Genomic DNA, 15,639 nt, shown 5'->3' on the forward strand with positions numbered 1-15,639 from the left:
AGCCTCTGCCTGAGTAAATGTAGCTCCAAGCTACCCAGAGGCTATATAGCGGTCAAGTTCGACAACTTATTGTTGTCCAGATATGGCTAATGCGGTGGCAACGGCCGCAGTGCGGTTCTCTACACCCAGCTTGCGGAATACGGGCTCGAGGTGCTTATTCACTGTACGGGGGCTCATCTCAAGTATCTGGGCAATCTCCTGATTGGTCTTACCACGGCTAAGCCAGAACAGTACCTGAGTCTCACGATCTGTCAGATCAAATGCCGCCTGAAGCGCCTGCCGTGCCGCCACCTCTTCATTGAGTACGAAACGCATCAGATATTCACCGGGCAGCGGGCGCCCGAGATAGCGCACACTGACTTCAGCCTGCTCAGAGGTCAGTCGCAGGGTCGCGTTACGTTCCGGCGAGCGGGTCAGCCATAAAGGCAGATCCCGGCTTAGTACCGGCTGCCAACTTTCAAGGTCTGCACCTGTGCTTTCCAGAAGCTCTTCTGCGACGCGCGTCGCCCACAGTAAAGTGCCGTTAACATCACAGGCAAAAGCGGGCTGCCCCATTTCTTCAAGTGCGCGACGCGCACTTTTTGTTTTCATCGCGGTCGACAGGTGTACCTGAACACGCGCTAACATTTCATCGAGATTCACAGGCTTAGTCAGGTAGTCGACGCCGCCAGCCTCAAGCCCTTTTAATACATCACTGCTGTCACTCAACCCGGTGAGAAAAATGACCGGGACATCTTCGCTGTCTGGCGACGCCTTAAGAGCACGACAGGTTTCAAAACCATCCATGCGAGGCATTACTCCATCCATCAGAATCAGATCTGGCGTCATCAACCGGGCGATATTCAATGCCTGCTCACCATCCATAGCGACTAAAACGGTATACCCTGCCCCAGCCAACGCCTCATTCATAAAGGCCAGAGATTCCGGTGTATCGTCGACGATCAGAATAGTGCCGGACGCTGTTGTGCCAGAAATTGTTGCACCAGATTTAGCCGAGCCTGCTTCAGGACTCATGGTTTTTCACTCCCAATACTGTGCTCATCAGTATTATCTTGTGACTTCGGAGATTGAGCATCCAGGCGCGCGGCGCACATGGCGTGGACGTCAGCAAAGCGGAACGAGGTAATACAACGCTTAAGCTCTCTGACGAAATCAGGGTCCAACTCTTCCTGCTCGCAAGCCTCGATCAATGTCTCCAGCCCCGCCACATAGCCGAGCTGAGAAAATGACATGAATTCGCGTAGCCTCGCATCAGTGAGAGGAGCGACCGTTGCCTGACCCGGGACATCCTCAGAGCTGCCTTCATAAATCCAGCTCAGATCCAGCTGTCGCGCAATTTTATCGAGTAATACCTGATCCTTCATCGGTTTGATCAGATAGTCATCGTTCAAACGTCGGCCCGGTTCAGAAAATGCCCCGTTACCTTCGGCAGAAATCCGGTCTTCCGCATCAGCTGATACCATAATCACAGGCGCCGAAAATCCATCGTTACGTAGCTTCTGTAACAGGGTCCAACCGTTGCGGCCCGGCATCGAAATATCCAGTAACAGAAGATCGACTCTTACCTCACCAAGCACAGCCTCGCATTCATCGGCACCGGAGGCTTCAAGCACAGTGAAGCCAAGTGGTGATAAGGTCTCACTGATCAGCCCACGATGTGATGGTTCATCATCCACAGTGAGTACGACTCGTTTATCGCCTTCATAACCAATGATTTTCTGTGCCGGCGCTGCGGGTTTATCAGCAAGGTGAACTTTTCGTTCAATGCTGGATAACATCATGGTTAAGCGGAACGTACTGCCGGAACCCGGTGCGCTTTTCAGTGTGATTTCACCGCCCATAATATCGGCAAGTAATTGACTGATCGTCAGGCCAAGACCGGTGCCCGGCTGCTGCGGATGGCCAGGTTTGCGAATACGTTCAAACGGTTGGAATATCTTTTTGTGCTCTTCTGCGCTGATCCCCGGCCCGGTGTCTTTTACCGTAAATTCAGCAACCTGGCTACGGTATTTTACGCTCAGCGAAACACCGCCCGACTCGGTATATTTCACGGCATTCGACAACAGATTGGTCAAAATCTGGCGCAGGTGTTTTTCATCGGTACGTACCATGTCCGGTAAATAGGACGGGGCCTCGTACGTAAACGTAATGCCCTTGGCGACCGACTGCAGACGGAACATTTCGGCGAGATCATCCAATAAGCGCTTAAGGTTGACTTCATCGCGGCGAATTTCAAGCCGCCCGGCTTCGATACGCGACAGGTCGAGCAAGCCTTCAATCAGGTCAGCAAGATATTCGCCACTGCTGCGGATCAGACTTATCTGACGCTGTTGCTTATCGCTCAGGCCGTCACTTTTTTCGAGTAATTGAGCGTAACCCAGTACGGAATTCAACGGGCTTCTTAACTCATGGCTGATACCACCGAGATAGCGGCTTTTTGCCTGGTTGGCAGCCTCTGCTAATTCTTTCGCCTGCTGCAAGGCACGGTCTGTCTCTTCGTGCGCAGCAATTTCCTGCGATAACAGATCCGTCTGTTTTGTGGCTTCATCAAGCGCTAACTCGCGACTCTCGTTAGCGAGTACAAATAACCAGATCAGAACACCGACGATAATCATCAACAATACGTAAACCTGCAACAGACTACTGCCAAGCAAAGCCTGCATGCTGTTATCAGAGGGTGCCTGCATGTACACCAACCAGAACAGGAGCCCAACGATGCCGCCGATAATGGTCAATAAACCTGAGAACTGCAGAATACGAGGATTAAGACGATGCACTAAGCGGTCGGGAAGTAGGGTCGTCAGCGTCGCGGCAATCTGATCACTGAAACGTGCGTTGTCTTTGCACTGGTCGTGGCAGCGTGATTCCAGCGTGCAGCATAACGAGCAGATGTGCCCGTTGTAAGCCGGGCACACGGCGATATCTTCGCGGTCGAATTCGTTCTCGCAGACGCTGCAGGTTAACTGCTCAGTGGCTGGTGACAGCGGAATAATCTCACGCGCAAGATAGTATTTACCGCCGGTGATCAGAGCGATAACAGGTGCCAGAAAGAACGCAGTAAATAAAGAAATAAACGAAGACAGCGCCTGTGCCGTCTCACCCCAGATACCGGTAAATGACAAAATGCCGCACAAGGATGCGAGCACCATAGCGCCAAAGCCCACCGGGTTAATGTCATAAAGGTAGGCCCGCTTGAACTCAATATGCTTCGGGCTCAGGCCTAACGGTTTATTAATCACAAGATCGGCAACCAGTGCGCCGACCCAGGCGACTGCGACATTCGAATAGATGCCTAAGATATGCTCGAGTGATTCGTACACTCCAAGCGCCATCACCAGAATGGCAATCATCACGTTGAAGAAGAGCCAGACAACACGCCCCGGGTGGCTGTGGGTCAGACGTGAAAAGAAATTCGACCAGGCGATTGAACCCGCGTAGGCGTTGGTCACATTAATCTTCACCTGACAGAGCACTACAAAAATCCCCGTCAGTGCCATCACCGCCAGTGGTGATTCGGTCAGGTAGCTGAACGCAACAGCGTACATGTGGGTCGGGTCACCCGCCTCGTCGTAACCCAGCCCGTGACTGAGTGCCAGCACAACCAGAAATGATCCGGCCATGATTTTAATGGCGCCCATCAGAATCCATCCCGGCCCGCCGATAATCAATGCAGTCCACCAGCGTAGTCGCTGACCCGGTTTCGGCTCCGGCAAAAAGCGCAGGAAGTCGACCTGCTCTCCGATTTGAGCAATCAACGAAAAGATGACGGCAGATGCGGCACCAAAATAGATCAGACTGACGCCGTTGCCCTCTGACGGTGCAACCGGCGATTCAAAGTTGATCCAGTCGCTGATGGCCTGAGTTTCCTGCCAAAGAATGAACACGAACGGCGCCAGCTGAAGCAGAAACCAGAGGGGTTGAGTCCATAGCTGAAACCGTGAAATCAGGGTAATACCGTGAGTTACCAGCGGAATCACGATCAAGGCACTGATCAGGTAGCCAAGCCACAAGGGCACCGAAAAGAGGATATCCATGGCCGACGCCATGATGGCAGCTTCGAGCGCCATAAAGATAAAGGTGAAAGATGCGTAGATCAGCGAAGTCACCGTCGAGCCGATATAGCCGAATCCGGCTCCCCGGCTGAGCAGATCAATATCGACCCCATAGCGGGCTGCGTAATAACTGATGGGAATCGCCGTCAGGAAGATAATGGCCGACACCACCATGGTCGCCAGAAGCGCCGCATGGACGCCATAGACCAGAGTAATCGCTGCTCCGATGGCTTCCAGCGCCAGGAACGAGATTGCGCCAAGTGCGGTATTGGATACCCGTGCCGACGACCAGCGGCGGGCGTTCTTACCCGTAAAACGAAGTGCAAAGTCTTCGAGGGTCTGGTTGGCAACCCAGCGATTGTAGTTACGGCGGGTAGTCAGTAGTTGTGGGTTTGCCATCCGGTCTCCAGGAAGTCTGCTGTCGCGTTCATAAAATCTGTTATCGCATCCTGGCGACTTATATTATTCATATCCCGTGCCAACTCGTATGCGTCAAATGACGTACCCCGGTGGAGCGTTCAACGAATGTTCCAAAACCGTCGCTACAGGCAATCTGAAAAGGTCACAGCAACCACAAACTACCTAAGTGAGGCCTGACTATGCGACTACCAACCTTTGAAAACACAGCGCTTGCACGGCGCGGTTTTCTGAAAAATTTACTCGCAATACCTGCCGCTCTGATGCTTGCACATACAAGTGTTCCAGCGCTGGCGGACGAAGTGAACAGCACTGGGCTGGCAGTAACGGACGATACCGTTAAAGTCGGTATTCTACACTCAGTTACTGGTACCATGGCGATCAGTGAAACAGGTTCAGTACAAGCTGAGAAGCTTGCCATTGAACAGATCAACGCCATGGGCGGTGTACTGGGTCGTAAGATCGAATACATTCAGGAAGACGGCGCCAGTGACTGGCCAACCTTCGCTGAGAAATCCAAGAAGCTCCTGGTTCAGGATAAAGTCGCGGCCGTTTTCGGTTGCTGGACTTCAGCGTCACGTAAAGCCGCTCTGCCAGTCTTTGAGCAGTATAACGGTATGCTCTACTACCCGACTTTCTACGAAGGTCTGGAACAGTCTCCTAACGTGATCTACACAGGTCAGGAAGCGACTCAGCAGATTCTTGAAGGTCTGGACTGGGCAGCCCGCGAAAAAGGTGCGAAGAAATTCTACCTGCTCGGCTCTGACTACATCTGGCCACGTACCTCAAACAAAATTGCACGTAAGCACATCGAAAACGTACTCGGCTCTAAAGTTGTGGGCGAAGAGTACTACCCACTGGGTCACACTCAGTTCAACTCAGTGATCAACAAAATCAAGCTGAAAAAGCCTGACGTTGTATTCATCTCAGTGGTAGGCGGTTCTAACGTTGCTTTCTATAAACAGCTGAAAGCGGCCGGTATCGACATGGGCAAAGAGAAGCCACTGTTCCTGACCATCTCAGTCACAGAGGATGAAATCCTCGGTATTGGCGGTGAGAACATTGAAGGTATCTACGCTTCAATGAAGTACTTCCAGTCTCTGCCTAACGAAAACAACCAGGCGTTCGTAAAAGCATTTAAAGAACGCTGGGGTGACGACATCGTGATCGGTGACGTAACTCAGGCAGCTTACCTTGGCCCATGGTTATGGAAAGCAGCGGTCGAAAAAGCCGGTTCTTTCGATATCGATAAAGTCCGTGAAGCCTCACCGGGTATCGAGCTGACAACCGCACCTGAAGGTTATGTCCGTGTTCACGAAAACCATCACCTTTGGTCGAAAACCCGCATCGGTCTCGCCGAGCCTGACGGTCAGTACAAAGTGGTTTATGAAAGTGATGAACTGATCGAGCCTGATCCATTCCCTGAGGGTTACCAGTAAAACCCCACGCATGACCCGGGCTGAGTTTTCTCAGCCCACCCTTCCGGTAGCGCGCCGGTAACCACCAGCCGCTACCGAATTCTGATCCACCGGGGAGAAACATCATGTTTGCCGAATATTCTGCATCCGAGCTTACCTCCATCTTTGCTATGCAAGGTTTTGCCGGACTTATCCTGTTTTCTGTTTTTGTTCTGATGGCACTCGGTCTGGCGATTATTTTCGGCCAGATGGGTGTGATCAATATGGCACACGGCGAATTTATGATTCTCGGTGCTTACGTTACCTACATAATTTCAAATCTGTTTGCTGACTACCTGCCAAGTATTTATGGCAGTTACTTCTTTCTGGCCATGATAGTGGCCTTCTTTGTCACGGCCGCTCTCGGGGCCTTTGTCGAGTGGGCGATGATACGCCATCTTTATCACCGCCCTCTGGATACTCTGCTTGCTACCTGGGGCCTGAGCCTGATTCTGCAACAACTCTACCGCACCGTATTTGGCGCGCGTGAAGTAGGCGTCACTCTGCCTGACTGGTTGATGGGTTCGTACCCGGTAACCGACATGGTTGAAGTGCCGGTTAATGGTCTGTTTGTGATGGGCCTGACGATCGTGATTACCGTCGGTGTTGCATTAATGATGCAGAAATCCCGTCTGGGTAAACAAACCCGTGCGGTTGTACAGAATCGTCCGATGGCTGCTGCTGTTGGTATTAATACCGAGAAAGTTGACCGTCTGACCTTCGCACTCGGTTGCGGCATCGCAGGCATCGCAGGTTCTGCGTTCACCATGATCGGTTCTACCGGTCCGACGTCAGGTCAGCTATATATCGTTGATACCTTCCTTGTTGTTGTGTTCGGTGGTGCATCCAGCCTTCTGGGTACCGTCGCCTCGGCCTTCACCATCTCTCAGGCCCAGTCAACGATGGAATTCTTCCTCAGCGGTTCCATGGCCAAAGTACTCACCCTGCTGTTTGTGGTCGGCATTCTGATGCTTCGTCCTCAGGGTCTGTTCACTCTCAAAGTACGTCACTGAGCAGGAGCATAACGTATGAATAAATTTGCCGATTTTATTGCCCGCAATCAGTACAGCCACATGATCATTCTTGCAGTTCTGCTGCTGGTGATCCTGCCGCTGTCGATGGATATCTTCCGCCTTAACCTGGTGGGTAAATATCTCACTTACGCTTTCGTTGCTCTTGGTCTGGTTCTTTGCTGGGGCTACGGTGGCATTCTCAGCCTCGGTCAGGGGGTATTCTTTGGCCTGGGCGGTTACTGCATGGCGATGTTCCTGAAACTGGAAGCCTCGTCACCTGAAAATACTGCGATTCAGTCTACTCCTGGTATTCCGGACTTTATGGACTGGAACCAGCTCACCGAACTGCCATGGTTCTGGGAACCCTTCCACAGCTTTGGCTTTACTCTGTTCGCTGTTATTGCTGTGCCTGCTGTCTTCGCTTTTATCATTGCTGTTGCCATGTTCAAGCGTCGTGTCGGTGGTGTGTACTTCGCCATTATCACGCAAGCGGTTGCGGCCATCCTGACCATCCTGATTATCGGTCAGCAAGGCTACACCGGCGGCGTAAACGGTATTACCGACCTACGCACACTGCATGGCTGGGATATCCGCACCGACGAAGCAAAATACATCCTCTACTACATCAACGCACTGCTGCTGTTTCTCGCCCTGTTTGTTGCCGCCTTTGTGATTAAAAGCAAACTCGGTCGCTTATTAGTCGCGATGCGTGAAAGTGAAGAGCGCGTTCGTTTCTCTGGCTACGACGTCTCTGGCTTCAAGATTTTTATCTTCTGCCTGGCCGCTGCGATTTCAGCTGTCGGCGGTGCCATGTTCACTCTGCAGGTTGGCTTTATGTCGCCTACCTTCGTCGGCATCGTACCATCGATTGAAATGGTGATTTTCTGTGCACTGGGTGGTCGTCTGTCAATCCTCGGCGCTGTGTACGGCACCCTTCTGGTGAACTGGGCGAAAACCAGCTTTTCCGAATCCTTCCCTGAACTCTGGTTGTTTGCCATGGGCGCCCTGTTCATCGGTGTGGTGATGGCCTTCCCGAATGGTCTGGCCGGTGTCTACCAGCGTTACATCGAACCTCTGCTGCTGAAAATGAGCAAGAAAGACGATTCACCTTCGGCACCAACGCCTGCAGCGAAAGATGCTTCATCCGACAAAGCAGATAACGGCGAAGAGACCCTGACTTCTGAGGAGCGCAAACATGCTTGAGTCAACGAAATCCATTCCAGCAAAAGACTTTGTCTTGAGCGTAGAAGGTCTGACTGTGTCCTTCGATGGCTTTAAAGCAGTGAACGATTTATCGCTGTACGTCGAAGAACAAGAAATCCGCGTCATTATCGGCCCTAACGGGGCCGGTAAGACCACGGTACTGGATCTCATCTGTGGCCGTACCAAGGCCACTGAAGGTTCGATTAAATTTAAGGGTAAAGAATTAACCAAGCTGAACGAGCACCAGATTGTTCACGCCGGTGTGGGTCGGAAATTCCAGAACCCATCCATCTATGAAGACCTGACGGTATTCGAAAATCTTGAGCTGTCGTTCCCGCGTGGACGCAACGTCTGGGGTGCCCTCTTCTTCCGTCGCGATAAAGAGGTCGTCGACAAAGTAAAAGAAATCGCCGACATGATTTTTCTCGGCGACAAACTGGATACCTCAGCTGACCTGCTCTCTCACGGTCAGAAGCAGTGGCTGGAAATTGGCATGCTGCTGATCCAGGACCCTGAGCTCCTGATGTTGGACGAGCCGGTTGCAGGTATGTCGGTCTCTGAGCGTAAACAGACAGCAGACCTGCTGCACCGAATTACCAAAGACCGCTCAGTACTTGTGATTGAACACGATATGCAATTCGTTGCCGACATTGCCGACCGGGTGACCGTGCTTCACCAGGGCAAGGTTTTATCTGAAGGCTCAATGGAACGGGTGCAGTCTGACCCTAAAGTCGTCGAAGTCTACCTGGGCCATTAAGGGGAACTACCATGCTGCAATTAAACGATTACTCCGTCGCCTACGGCCAGAGCACCATCATTGATGGTATGAACCTGACCCTTAAAGAGAACGAAATCATCGCCATTCTCGGTCGCAATGGCATGGGCAAAACCACATTGATGAAATCCCTGATTGGCATGATTCCAAGCAAGGGAGGCACGGTTAAATTGGCGGACAAAGAACTGTCGCCATTAAAGAGTCACGAGCGTGTCAGTGCTGGTCTGGCCTTCGTGCCCCAGGGCCGGATGATTTTCTCGACCATGACGGTAGAAGAAAACATCGAAACCGGACTGACCAGCACCGGTGAGCGCAACATTCCATCTGACCTCTACAGCATCTTCCCGGTGCTGGATGAAATGAAACATCGCCGCGGTGGCAACCTGTCGGGCGGTCAGCAACAACAGCTTGCGATCGCACGAGCACTGGCAAGTAACCCGGATGTCCTCATTCTGGATGAACCTACCGAGGGAATTCAGCCCAGCATCATTAAAGATATGGCCAAAACGCTGAAACAGATACGCACACAGCGTGGCTTGTCGATTCTGGTTTCCGAGCAGGTACTCAGTTTTGCACTGGATGTCGCTGACCGGATTCTGGTGATTGAAAAAGGAAAAATTGTACTGGACGTACCGGTCGAAGAAGCCGACCAGGAAACCATTTCAAAATACCTTTCTGTTTAAGCGGAGAACATTATGCGTCACGGTGATATTTCCAGTAGCCCAGATACCGTTGGTGTTGCGGTCGTTAATTACAAAATGCCACGTCTTCACAGTAAAGCTGAAGTCCTCGACAACGCCCGCAAAATTGCCGACATGATCAAGGGCATGAAAGTCGGATTGCCCGGTATGGATCTGGTCGTATTCCCGGAATATTCAACCATGGGAATCATGTACGACGAAGAGGAAATGTATGCCACTGCTGCCACTATCCCGGGTGATGAAACGGACATCTTCGCAGCTGCCTGCAAAGAGGCCGATACCTGGGGCATCTTTTCACTGACAGGTGAACAGCACGAAGAACACCCGAATAAAGCGCCCTACAACACGTTAGTCCTGATCAATAACGAAGGCGAAATTGTTCAGAAATATCGTAAGTGCATTCCGTGGTGCCCGATTGAAGGCTGGTATCCCGGTGACCGTACTTATGTAAGTGAAGGTCCTAAAGGGTTAAAAATCAGTCTGATCATCTGTGATGACGGTAACTATCCGGAGATCTGGCGCGACTGTGCCATGAAAGGCGCAGAGCTGATTGTTCGCTGTCAGGGCTACATGTACCCAGCCAAAGAACAACAGATCATGATGGCGAAAACCATGGCATGGGCAAACAACTGCTACGTAGCTGTCGCCAATGCAACAGGCTTCGACGGTGTCTATTCCTACTTTGGTCACTCTGCTCTGATCGGCTTCGATGGCCGTACACTCGGCGAATGTGGCGAAGAAGACATGGGTGTCCAGTATGCCCAATTATCTGTGTCACAGATTCGCGACGCCCGTAAAAACGATCAGTCGCAGAATCATTTGTTCAAACTTCTGCACCGTGGATACAGCGGTGTTCATGCCTCGGGCGATGGTGACAAAGGCATTGCCGATTGCCCATTCGAGTTCTATCGCACTTGGGTAACCGATGCTGAAAAAGCCCAGGCCGATGTCGAAGCCATGACGCGCACAACAGTCGGCGTAGCAGATTGCCCGGTCGGTACTCTGCCCGTTGAAGAGCGCTCAATGGAGGCTGGCGAGTAATCGCCAGATTGCCGATGGTCTTTGTCACTGATCGCATTCGTTCACAGACACAATCGCAGAGCCAACCGCTTCTGTCGCGGTTCGCTTTTCAGCCGGCTGAAGTATCAGCTCACCTGAAAGCATGTATCCGTAGTCAGGATGCCGTGATTGATCGGCTTGAATCGCAACTGAATGTGATCAGTGCCGGACTTAACGACCGTCGGCGCCCGCTTCTCTCAGCTTTATTTATCGGCGCGACCGGCGTTGGTAAAACCGAAATGGTGCGACAGGTTGCGCAGGCGATTCACGGTCGCAGCGATGCTTTCTGTCGTATCGATATGAATACTCTCGCACAGAGCCACTACAGTGCTGCCATTACAGGGGCACCGCCGGGCTATGTGGGCAGCAAAGAAAACCTCAGCTTACTTAATGAAGAACTGATCAGTGGCACAAGCTCGCGCCCGGGCATTGTCCTGTTCGATGAAATAGAAAAAGCAGACCACTCGGTGGTACTGAGTCTGATGAATATCCTCGACAACGGCACCCTGAAGCTGGCGTCAGGACAGAAGTCGATCAGTTTCACCAATACGCTGGTGTTTATGACCAGCAATGTCGGCAGCCGCCTCGCGGAGTCATTACGCTGGCTGGACTCCGTTCCCGGCGTTAATCGCAGTGGTCTTTATAAGCGCGCACTGGAACGCCATTTTAATACGGAGTTTATCAACCGCATTGGCATTGTTGAGTACTTCTCTGCACTGACATCGGAGGATATGCCGAGTCTGGTTAAAGGCCTCGAGCAGTCGCTGAATTCTCAACTGAAACGCCACAACACCAGTATTGAACTTGAACCGGCGGCTCGTGATTTTATCGTCATGACATCCGGATTCCGTAAGTACGGTGCCCGCGCCATCGAACGTCGTTTCCGCGACCTGGTTATTACCGAGGTGGCTCGTCACCTCACTGCGCACAACGACACTATGAATACACACCTGCAGGGCGTTCTGTCTGAACGACAGATCACTCTGCTCCCGGTTTCCCTTGCGGAAACGCACTCTGAATTCCCTTCCGAACCGGAATTTACCCCGAAAAGCCCCAAGGCTACCTAAGGAGAAAACCATGACTGATACCATCATTAAAATTGATCTCAGTAAATCCGCTTATGAAAATGACCAGGTTCACAACCGCTGGCATCCGGACATTCCGATGGTAGCAACCGTAAAACCCGGTGATGACTTCATTGTTGAATGTTATGACTGGACCGGTGGTCAGATTGAAAATAACGACGACGCTTCCGACGTCCGTGATGTTGACCTGAGCCAGGTTCACTTCTTATCCGGCCCGATTAAAGTCGAAGGTGCCGAACCCGGTGACCTGCTTGAAGTCGATATTCTGGACATCGGAGCCTTCCCTGATAACCAGTGGGGCTTTAATGGTTTCTTCTCGAAAAAGAACGGCGGTGGCTTCCTGACCGATCGCTTCCCGGAAGCACAGAAATCCATCTGGGACTTCAACGGCATGATGACCAGCTCACGTCACGTTCCAGGCGTTGAGTTTGCCGGTATTCTCCACCCCGGTCTGATCGGCTGCCTGCCAGACAAAAAAATGCTGGATATGTGGAATACCCGTGAAAAAGCCTTAGTAGACACCGATCCAGAACGCGTCCCTGAACTGGCAACACTGCCTTATGCAGAAACGGCTCACATGGGTCGCCTATCAGGGGATGAAAAAGCGAAAGCAGCAGCCGAAGGTGCGCGTACTGTGCCTCCTCGTGAGCACGGTGGTAACTGTGATATTAAAGACCTGACACGCGGTTCTAAAGTCTATTTCCCTGTCTATGTTGATGGTGCGGGCCTGTCTGTTGGTGACCTTCACTTCTCACAGGGTGACGGTGAAATCACCTTCTGTGGCGCGATTGAAATGGCCGGTTGGATTCACATGCGCGTTAATATCATCAAAGATGGTATGGCGAAATATCAGGTTAAAAACCCAATCTTTAAGCCAAGTAAAATGGTACCGAAATACGACGATTACCTGATCTTTGAAGGTATTTCTGTTGATGAAGACGGTAAGCAGCACTACCTGGATACCAGCATTGCCTATCGTCAGGCCTGTCATAACGCCATTAACTACCTGACCCAGTTCGGTTACAGCGAAGCTCAGGGTTACGCCATTATTGGTTGTGCGCCGGTACAGGGTCACATCAGTGGTGTGGTTGATATTCCGAACTCCTGTGCGACGCTTTGGTTACCAACCGATATCTTCGAGTTTGACGTGCAGCCGAATTCCGAAGGGCCTAAGAAACACCTCGATGGCAGCATCGATATTCCGAAAGCACCGGATCTTTAATAAGGGGATTCAACTATGCCACTCTATGACTATAAATGTCCTGAACACGGTGTATTCCAGGAACTGGCTTCGATGGAGCACCACGATAAACCCGCGTTCTGCCCGCAATGCCAGACTATGTCTGCGCGGGTGATTGTGTTGCCACCAGAGATTGCCAGCATGATCAAAGAGCGGCGGGAAGCCATGGAAGCGAACGAAAAAGCAAGTCACTCACCCGAGGTTATGACCGCCGGTGAATTCCATGCGCGCGAGAAGGAAAAGCAGGAGCGCCATGCCCACAAGCATGGTAGCAACTGTGGTTGCAACGCGAAAAAACGTCGGAGCAATCTGATGTATACCGCGGAAGGCAACAAGATGTTCCCCTCGATGCGGCCATGGATGATCAGTCACTGACAGCTCATTACAGCTCTCGAATCACCTTGCAGTTTTTTCGGGGCTGTTTCTGAGACGATCAGTGTTTTGAGACTTCCCCGGGCATCTGCCCGGGGCTTTTTGATAAGGCGACGAAGTAAACCTGTCGTCTTATTTAACCGATAAAAGATTTATCAGTCGGCTTTACGTGCAGGCGCGTTTCCGCCTTTACGGTGAGGCTTACGTGGCTTGTCTTTAAAGTCGCGGCTGCCTTTAAAATCACGGTCTTTAGAACCTTTGCCTTTAAAGCCGCCGTCACGGCGCTTAGGACCACCCGGCTTACGCTCAGGAATACCCGCCTCGCCTTTAAACTCTTTAATTTCCAGTGCACGGCCACACACGCGCGCATTGCGCAGTGTTTTCATTGTTTCTGGTGGCATGCCCGCTGGCAGGTCAACGATAGAGTAATTTTCCAGAATCTCGATGTGACCAATATAACGGCTTTCCAGATCCGCCTCATTGGCTACCGCACCAACCAGATTACCCGGACGCAGGCCGTCGTCGTATCCGACGCCAACCATGTAACGCACCATATCGACATTTGGCTGACCTTTTAATGGCAGCGGATTAATGTCTGGTGTCGCCTTACGGCCACGGCTACCGCGATCACCTCTGTCGCGAGGTTCACGCTGCTGACGAGGTTCACGATCATCGCGGTCACGTTTTTTGCGTTCCTGCATTTTCTGATCGGCTTTTTCATCAATAAACAGCGCTTTGTCACCCTGAATCAGGCTGGCGCAAGCGGCAGCAACGTCGAGTGCATCGACCGGATGCTCGGTCAGTACAGACTCAATAATCTCGCGGTAAAGTGCATTTTTCTCAGTGTTGAGAGCATCAATAATACGCGCTCGGAAAGCTTCGCGACGCTTTGCATTCACCTGGGCTGCGCTTGGCAACGGCATTTCTTCAATCGGCTGACGCGTGGCTTTTTCAATATCACGCAGCATGCGCTTTTCACGACCACGTACAAATACAATCGCTTCACCTTCACGACCGGCACGGCCAGTACGACCAATACGGTGAACGTACGACTCTGTATCCTGTGGAATGTCGTAGTTGATAACGTGGCTGATGCGTTCAACGTCAAGACCACGAGCGGCAACGTCGGTCGCCACAATCATGTCGAGCTTGCCTGCTTTCAGCTTTTCAACAGCGCGTTCACGCTGCTGCTGCGGAATGTCGCCGTTCAGAGGCGCACAACGGAAGCCGTTCGCAGCCATAAAGTCAGCCACTTCTTCCGTTGCTTGCTTGGTGCGCACGAAAATCATCATGGCATCAAAGTCTTCGGTTTCGGCGATACGCAGCAGTGCGTCGTTCTTATGTACACCACCTACAAACCAGTAACGCTGACGGATACGGTCATTGGTGGTTGTCTTTGATTCAATCTTCACCTGTACCGGTTCGTTCAGGTGAGTTTCAGCGACACGCTGGATTTCTTTTGGCATGGTTGCCGAGAACAGAGCGACCTGGCGTTTCGCCGGTGCCTGCTCCAGAATCCAGTTTACGTCGTCAATAAAGCCCATGCGCAGCATTTCATCGGCTTCATCAAGCACGACGGCCTTGATGTCAGCCAGACTCAGCGTGCCGCGACGCAGGTGATCCATAACACGACCCGGCGTACCAACCACCCACTGTGGTCCGCGCTTAAGATCACGCAGCTGGCTACCATAGTCTGAACCGCCATAGATTGCGGTCACATTGATGCCACTCATGTGCTTGCTGTAGGTTTTAGCGGCTTCCGCTACCTGCTGAGCAAGCTCTCGGGTTGGCGCCAGTACCAGCACCTGTGGTGTGCGGAAGTCTGGGTTGGTTCGTACCAGCAGTGGCAACGCGAATGCTGCGGTTTTACCGGTACCCGTCTGGGCCATACCCAGAACGTCTTTGCCTTCCAGCAACGGCGGAATACTGTTTGCCTGAATGGCAGAAGGAGTTTCGTAACCCAGCTCTTCAAGAACACGGAGTACAGGAAATGGCAGGCCCAGGCTCGCAAAGCCTGTGCTGTTCGAATCGGTCATATTTTCACCTGTGTACAATCGCTTAGGGGCTTACCGTTGACGGTCAGTTCTCTGCTGTCCGTGCAATGCTCAATGAGGCATCTGTTGACCCCGAACACCCCTCAGGGTGCTGCTGACACGGTGTTGCCCGACGATCTGATTTAAAAGGGTGGCGGAGTATACACAAATGATGGGGCTTTTGCTCGTCTATTTTGCGCTTATGGACAGTGCCTGCGTATAATCGCCCGCC

Annotated in this window: 12 protein-coding genes; 9 read left to right on the forward strand and 3 right to left on the reverse strand. The window is 52.0% G+C overall.

Annotation, left to right across the window (positions count from 1 at the left end):
* Positions 1-66: 66 nt before the first annotated feature.
* Positions 67-1,014: a response regulator gene (locus AC5E51_RS03400; RefSeq protein WP_491226582.1), complete on the reverse strand. Its 948-nt coding sequence runs from the start codon at positions 1,012-1,014 to the stop codon at positions 67-69.
* A complete protein-coding gene (locus tag AC5E51_RS03405; RefSeq protein WP_491778132.1) occupies positions 1,011-4,451 on the reverse strand; it encodes a hybrid sensor histidine kinase/response regulator in 3,441 nt (1,146 codons plus the stop codon). The genes AC5E51_RS03400 and AC5E51_RS03405 overlap by 4 nt, the downstream gene beginning before the upstream one ends.
* Positions 4,452-4,651: 200 nt before the next feature.
* On the opposite strand from AC5E51_RS03405, the gene urtA reads away from it, so the two are divergent.
* From urtA to AC5E51_RS03450, 9 genes are all read left to right on the forward strand, one after another.
* Complete coding sequence (urtA, locus tag AC5E51_RS03410; RefSeq protein ID WP_301378057.1) at positions 4,652-5,908, forward strand: urea ABC transporter substrate-binding protein; 1,257 nt, start codon at positions 4,652-4,654, stop codon at positions 5,906-5,908.
* Between the two features lie 104 nt (positions 5,909-6,012).
* Positions 6,013-6,939, forward strand: coding sequence for an urea ABC transporter permease subunit UrtB (gene urtB / locus AC5E51_RS03415; RefSeq protein WP_297534069.1), 927 nt, complete (start codon positions 6,013-6,015; stop codon positions 6,937-6,939).
* A gap of 15 nt (positions 6,940-6,954) precedes the next feature.
* On the forward strand, positions 6,955-8,142 hold the full coding sequence (gene urtC, locus AC5E51_RS03420; protein WP_301387775.1) for an urea ABC transporter permease subunit UrtC: 1,188 nt from the start codon (positions 6,955-6,957) through the stop codon (positions 8,140-8,142).
* A complete protein-coding gene (gene urtD, locus AC5E51_RS03425; protein ID WP_068436057.1) occupies positions 8,135-8,899 on the forward strand; it encodes an urea ABC transporter ATP-binding protein UrtD in 765 nt (254 codons plus the stop codon). The genes urtC and urtD overlap by 8 nt, the downstream gene beginning before the upstream one ends.
* An 11-nt stretch (positions 8,900-8,910) precedes the next feature.
* Complete coding sequence (urtE, locus tag AC5E51_RS03430) at positions 8,911-9,600, forward strand: urea ABC transporter ATP-binding subunit UrtE (RefSeq protein ID WP_297534067.1); 690 nt, start codon at positions 8,911-8,913, stop codon at positions 9,598-9,600.
* Between the two features lie 12 nt (positions 9,601-9,612).
* Entirely contained in the window at positions 9,613-10,659 is a 1,047-nt protein-coding gene (locus AC5E51_RS03435; RefSeq protein ID WP_301378055.1) for an aliphatic amidase, read from the forward strand.
* A gap of 14 nt (positions 10,660-10,673) precedes the next feature.
* On the forward strand, positions 10,674-11,744 hold the full coding sequence (locus tag AC5E51_RS03440; RefSeq protein WP_491778133.1) for an AAA family ATPase: 1,071 nt from the start codon (positions 10,674-10,676) through the stop codon (positions 11,742-11,744).
* Positions 11,745-11,754: 10 nt separating this feature from the next.
* Positions 11,755-12,984, forward strand: coding sequence for a formamidase (gene fmdA / locus AC5E51_RS03445; protein ID WP_076515082.1), 1,230 nt, complete (start codon positions 11,755-11,757; stop codon positions 12,982-12,984).
* A gap of 15 nt (positions 12,985-12,999) precedes the next feature.
* Positions 13,000-13,377 carry a zinc ribbon domain-containing protein gene (locus AC5E51_RS03450; RefSeq protein WP_068435725.1) on the forward strand — a complete coding sequence of 126 codons (378 nt, stop codon included), beginning with the start codon at positions 13,000-13,002 and terminating at the stop codon, positions 13,375-13,377.
* Positions 13,378-13,529: 152 nt separating this feature from the next.
* Here AC5E51_RS03450 and AC5E51_RS03455 read toward each other — a convergent pair whose 3' ends face one another.
* Positions 13,530-15,410 (reverse strand): DEAD/DEAH box helicase, encoded by a 1,881-nt coding sequence (locus tag AC5E51_RS03455; RefSeq protein ID WP_297534059.1) that lies wholly within the window; start codon positions 15,408-15,410, stop codon positions 13,530-13,532.
* Positions 15,411-15,639 lie beyond the last annotated feature (229 nt).

The organism is Thalassolituus sp., from assembly GCF_984348125.1.

Coding starts and splice junctions, on each gene's coding strand:
- AC5E51_RS03400 (WP_491226582.1), bottom strand. CDS start 1,014: ATGAGTCCTGAAGCAGGCTCGGCTAAATCTGGTGCAACAATTTCTGGC.
- AC5E51_RS03405 (WP_491778132.1), bottom strand. CDS start 4,451: ATGGCAAACCCACAACTACTGACTACCCGCCGTAACTACAATCGCTGG.
- urtA (WP_301378057.1), top strand. CDS start 4,652: ATGCGACTACCAACCTTTGAAAACACAGCGCTTGCACGGCGCGGTTTT.
- urtB (WP_297534069.1), top strand. CDS start 6,013: ATGTTTGCCGAATATTCTGCATCCGAGCTTACCTCCATCTTTGCTATG.
- urtC (WP_301387775.1), top strand. CDS start 6,955: ATGAATAAATTTGCCGATTTTATTGCCCGCAATCAGTACAGCCACATG.
- urtD (WP_068436057.1), top strand. CDS start 8,135: ATGCTTGAGTCAACGAAATCCATTCCAGCAAAAGACTTTGTCTTGAGC.
- urtE (WP_297534067.1), top strand. CDS start 8,911: ATGCTGCAATTAAACGATTACTCCGTCGCCTACGGCCAGAGCACCATC.
- AC5E51_RS03435 (WP_301378055.1), top strand. CDS start 9,613: ATGCGTCACGGTGATATTTCCAGTAGCCCAGATACCGTTGGTGTTGCG.
- AC5E51_RS03440 (WP_491778133.1), top strand. CDS start 10,674: ATGGTCTTTGTCACTGATCGCATTCGTTCACAGACACAATCGCAGAGC.
- fmdA (WP_076515082.1), top strand. CDS start 11,755: ATGACTGATACCATCATTAAAATTGATCTCAGTAAATCCGCTTATGAA.
- AC5E51_RS03450 (WP_068435725.1), top strand. CDS start 13,000: ATGCCACTCTATGACTATAAATGTCCTGAACACGGTGTATTCCAGGAA.
- AC5E51_RS03455 (WP_297534059.1), bottom strand. CDS start 15,410: ATGACCGATTCGAACAGCACAGGCTTTGCGAGCCTGGGCCTGCCATTT.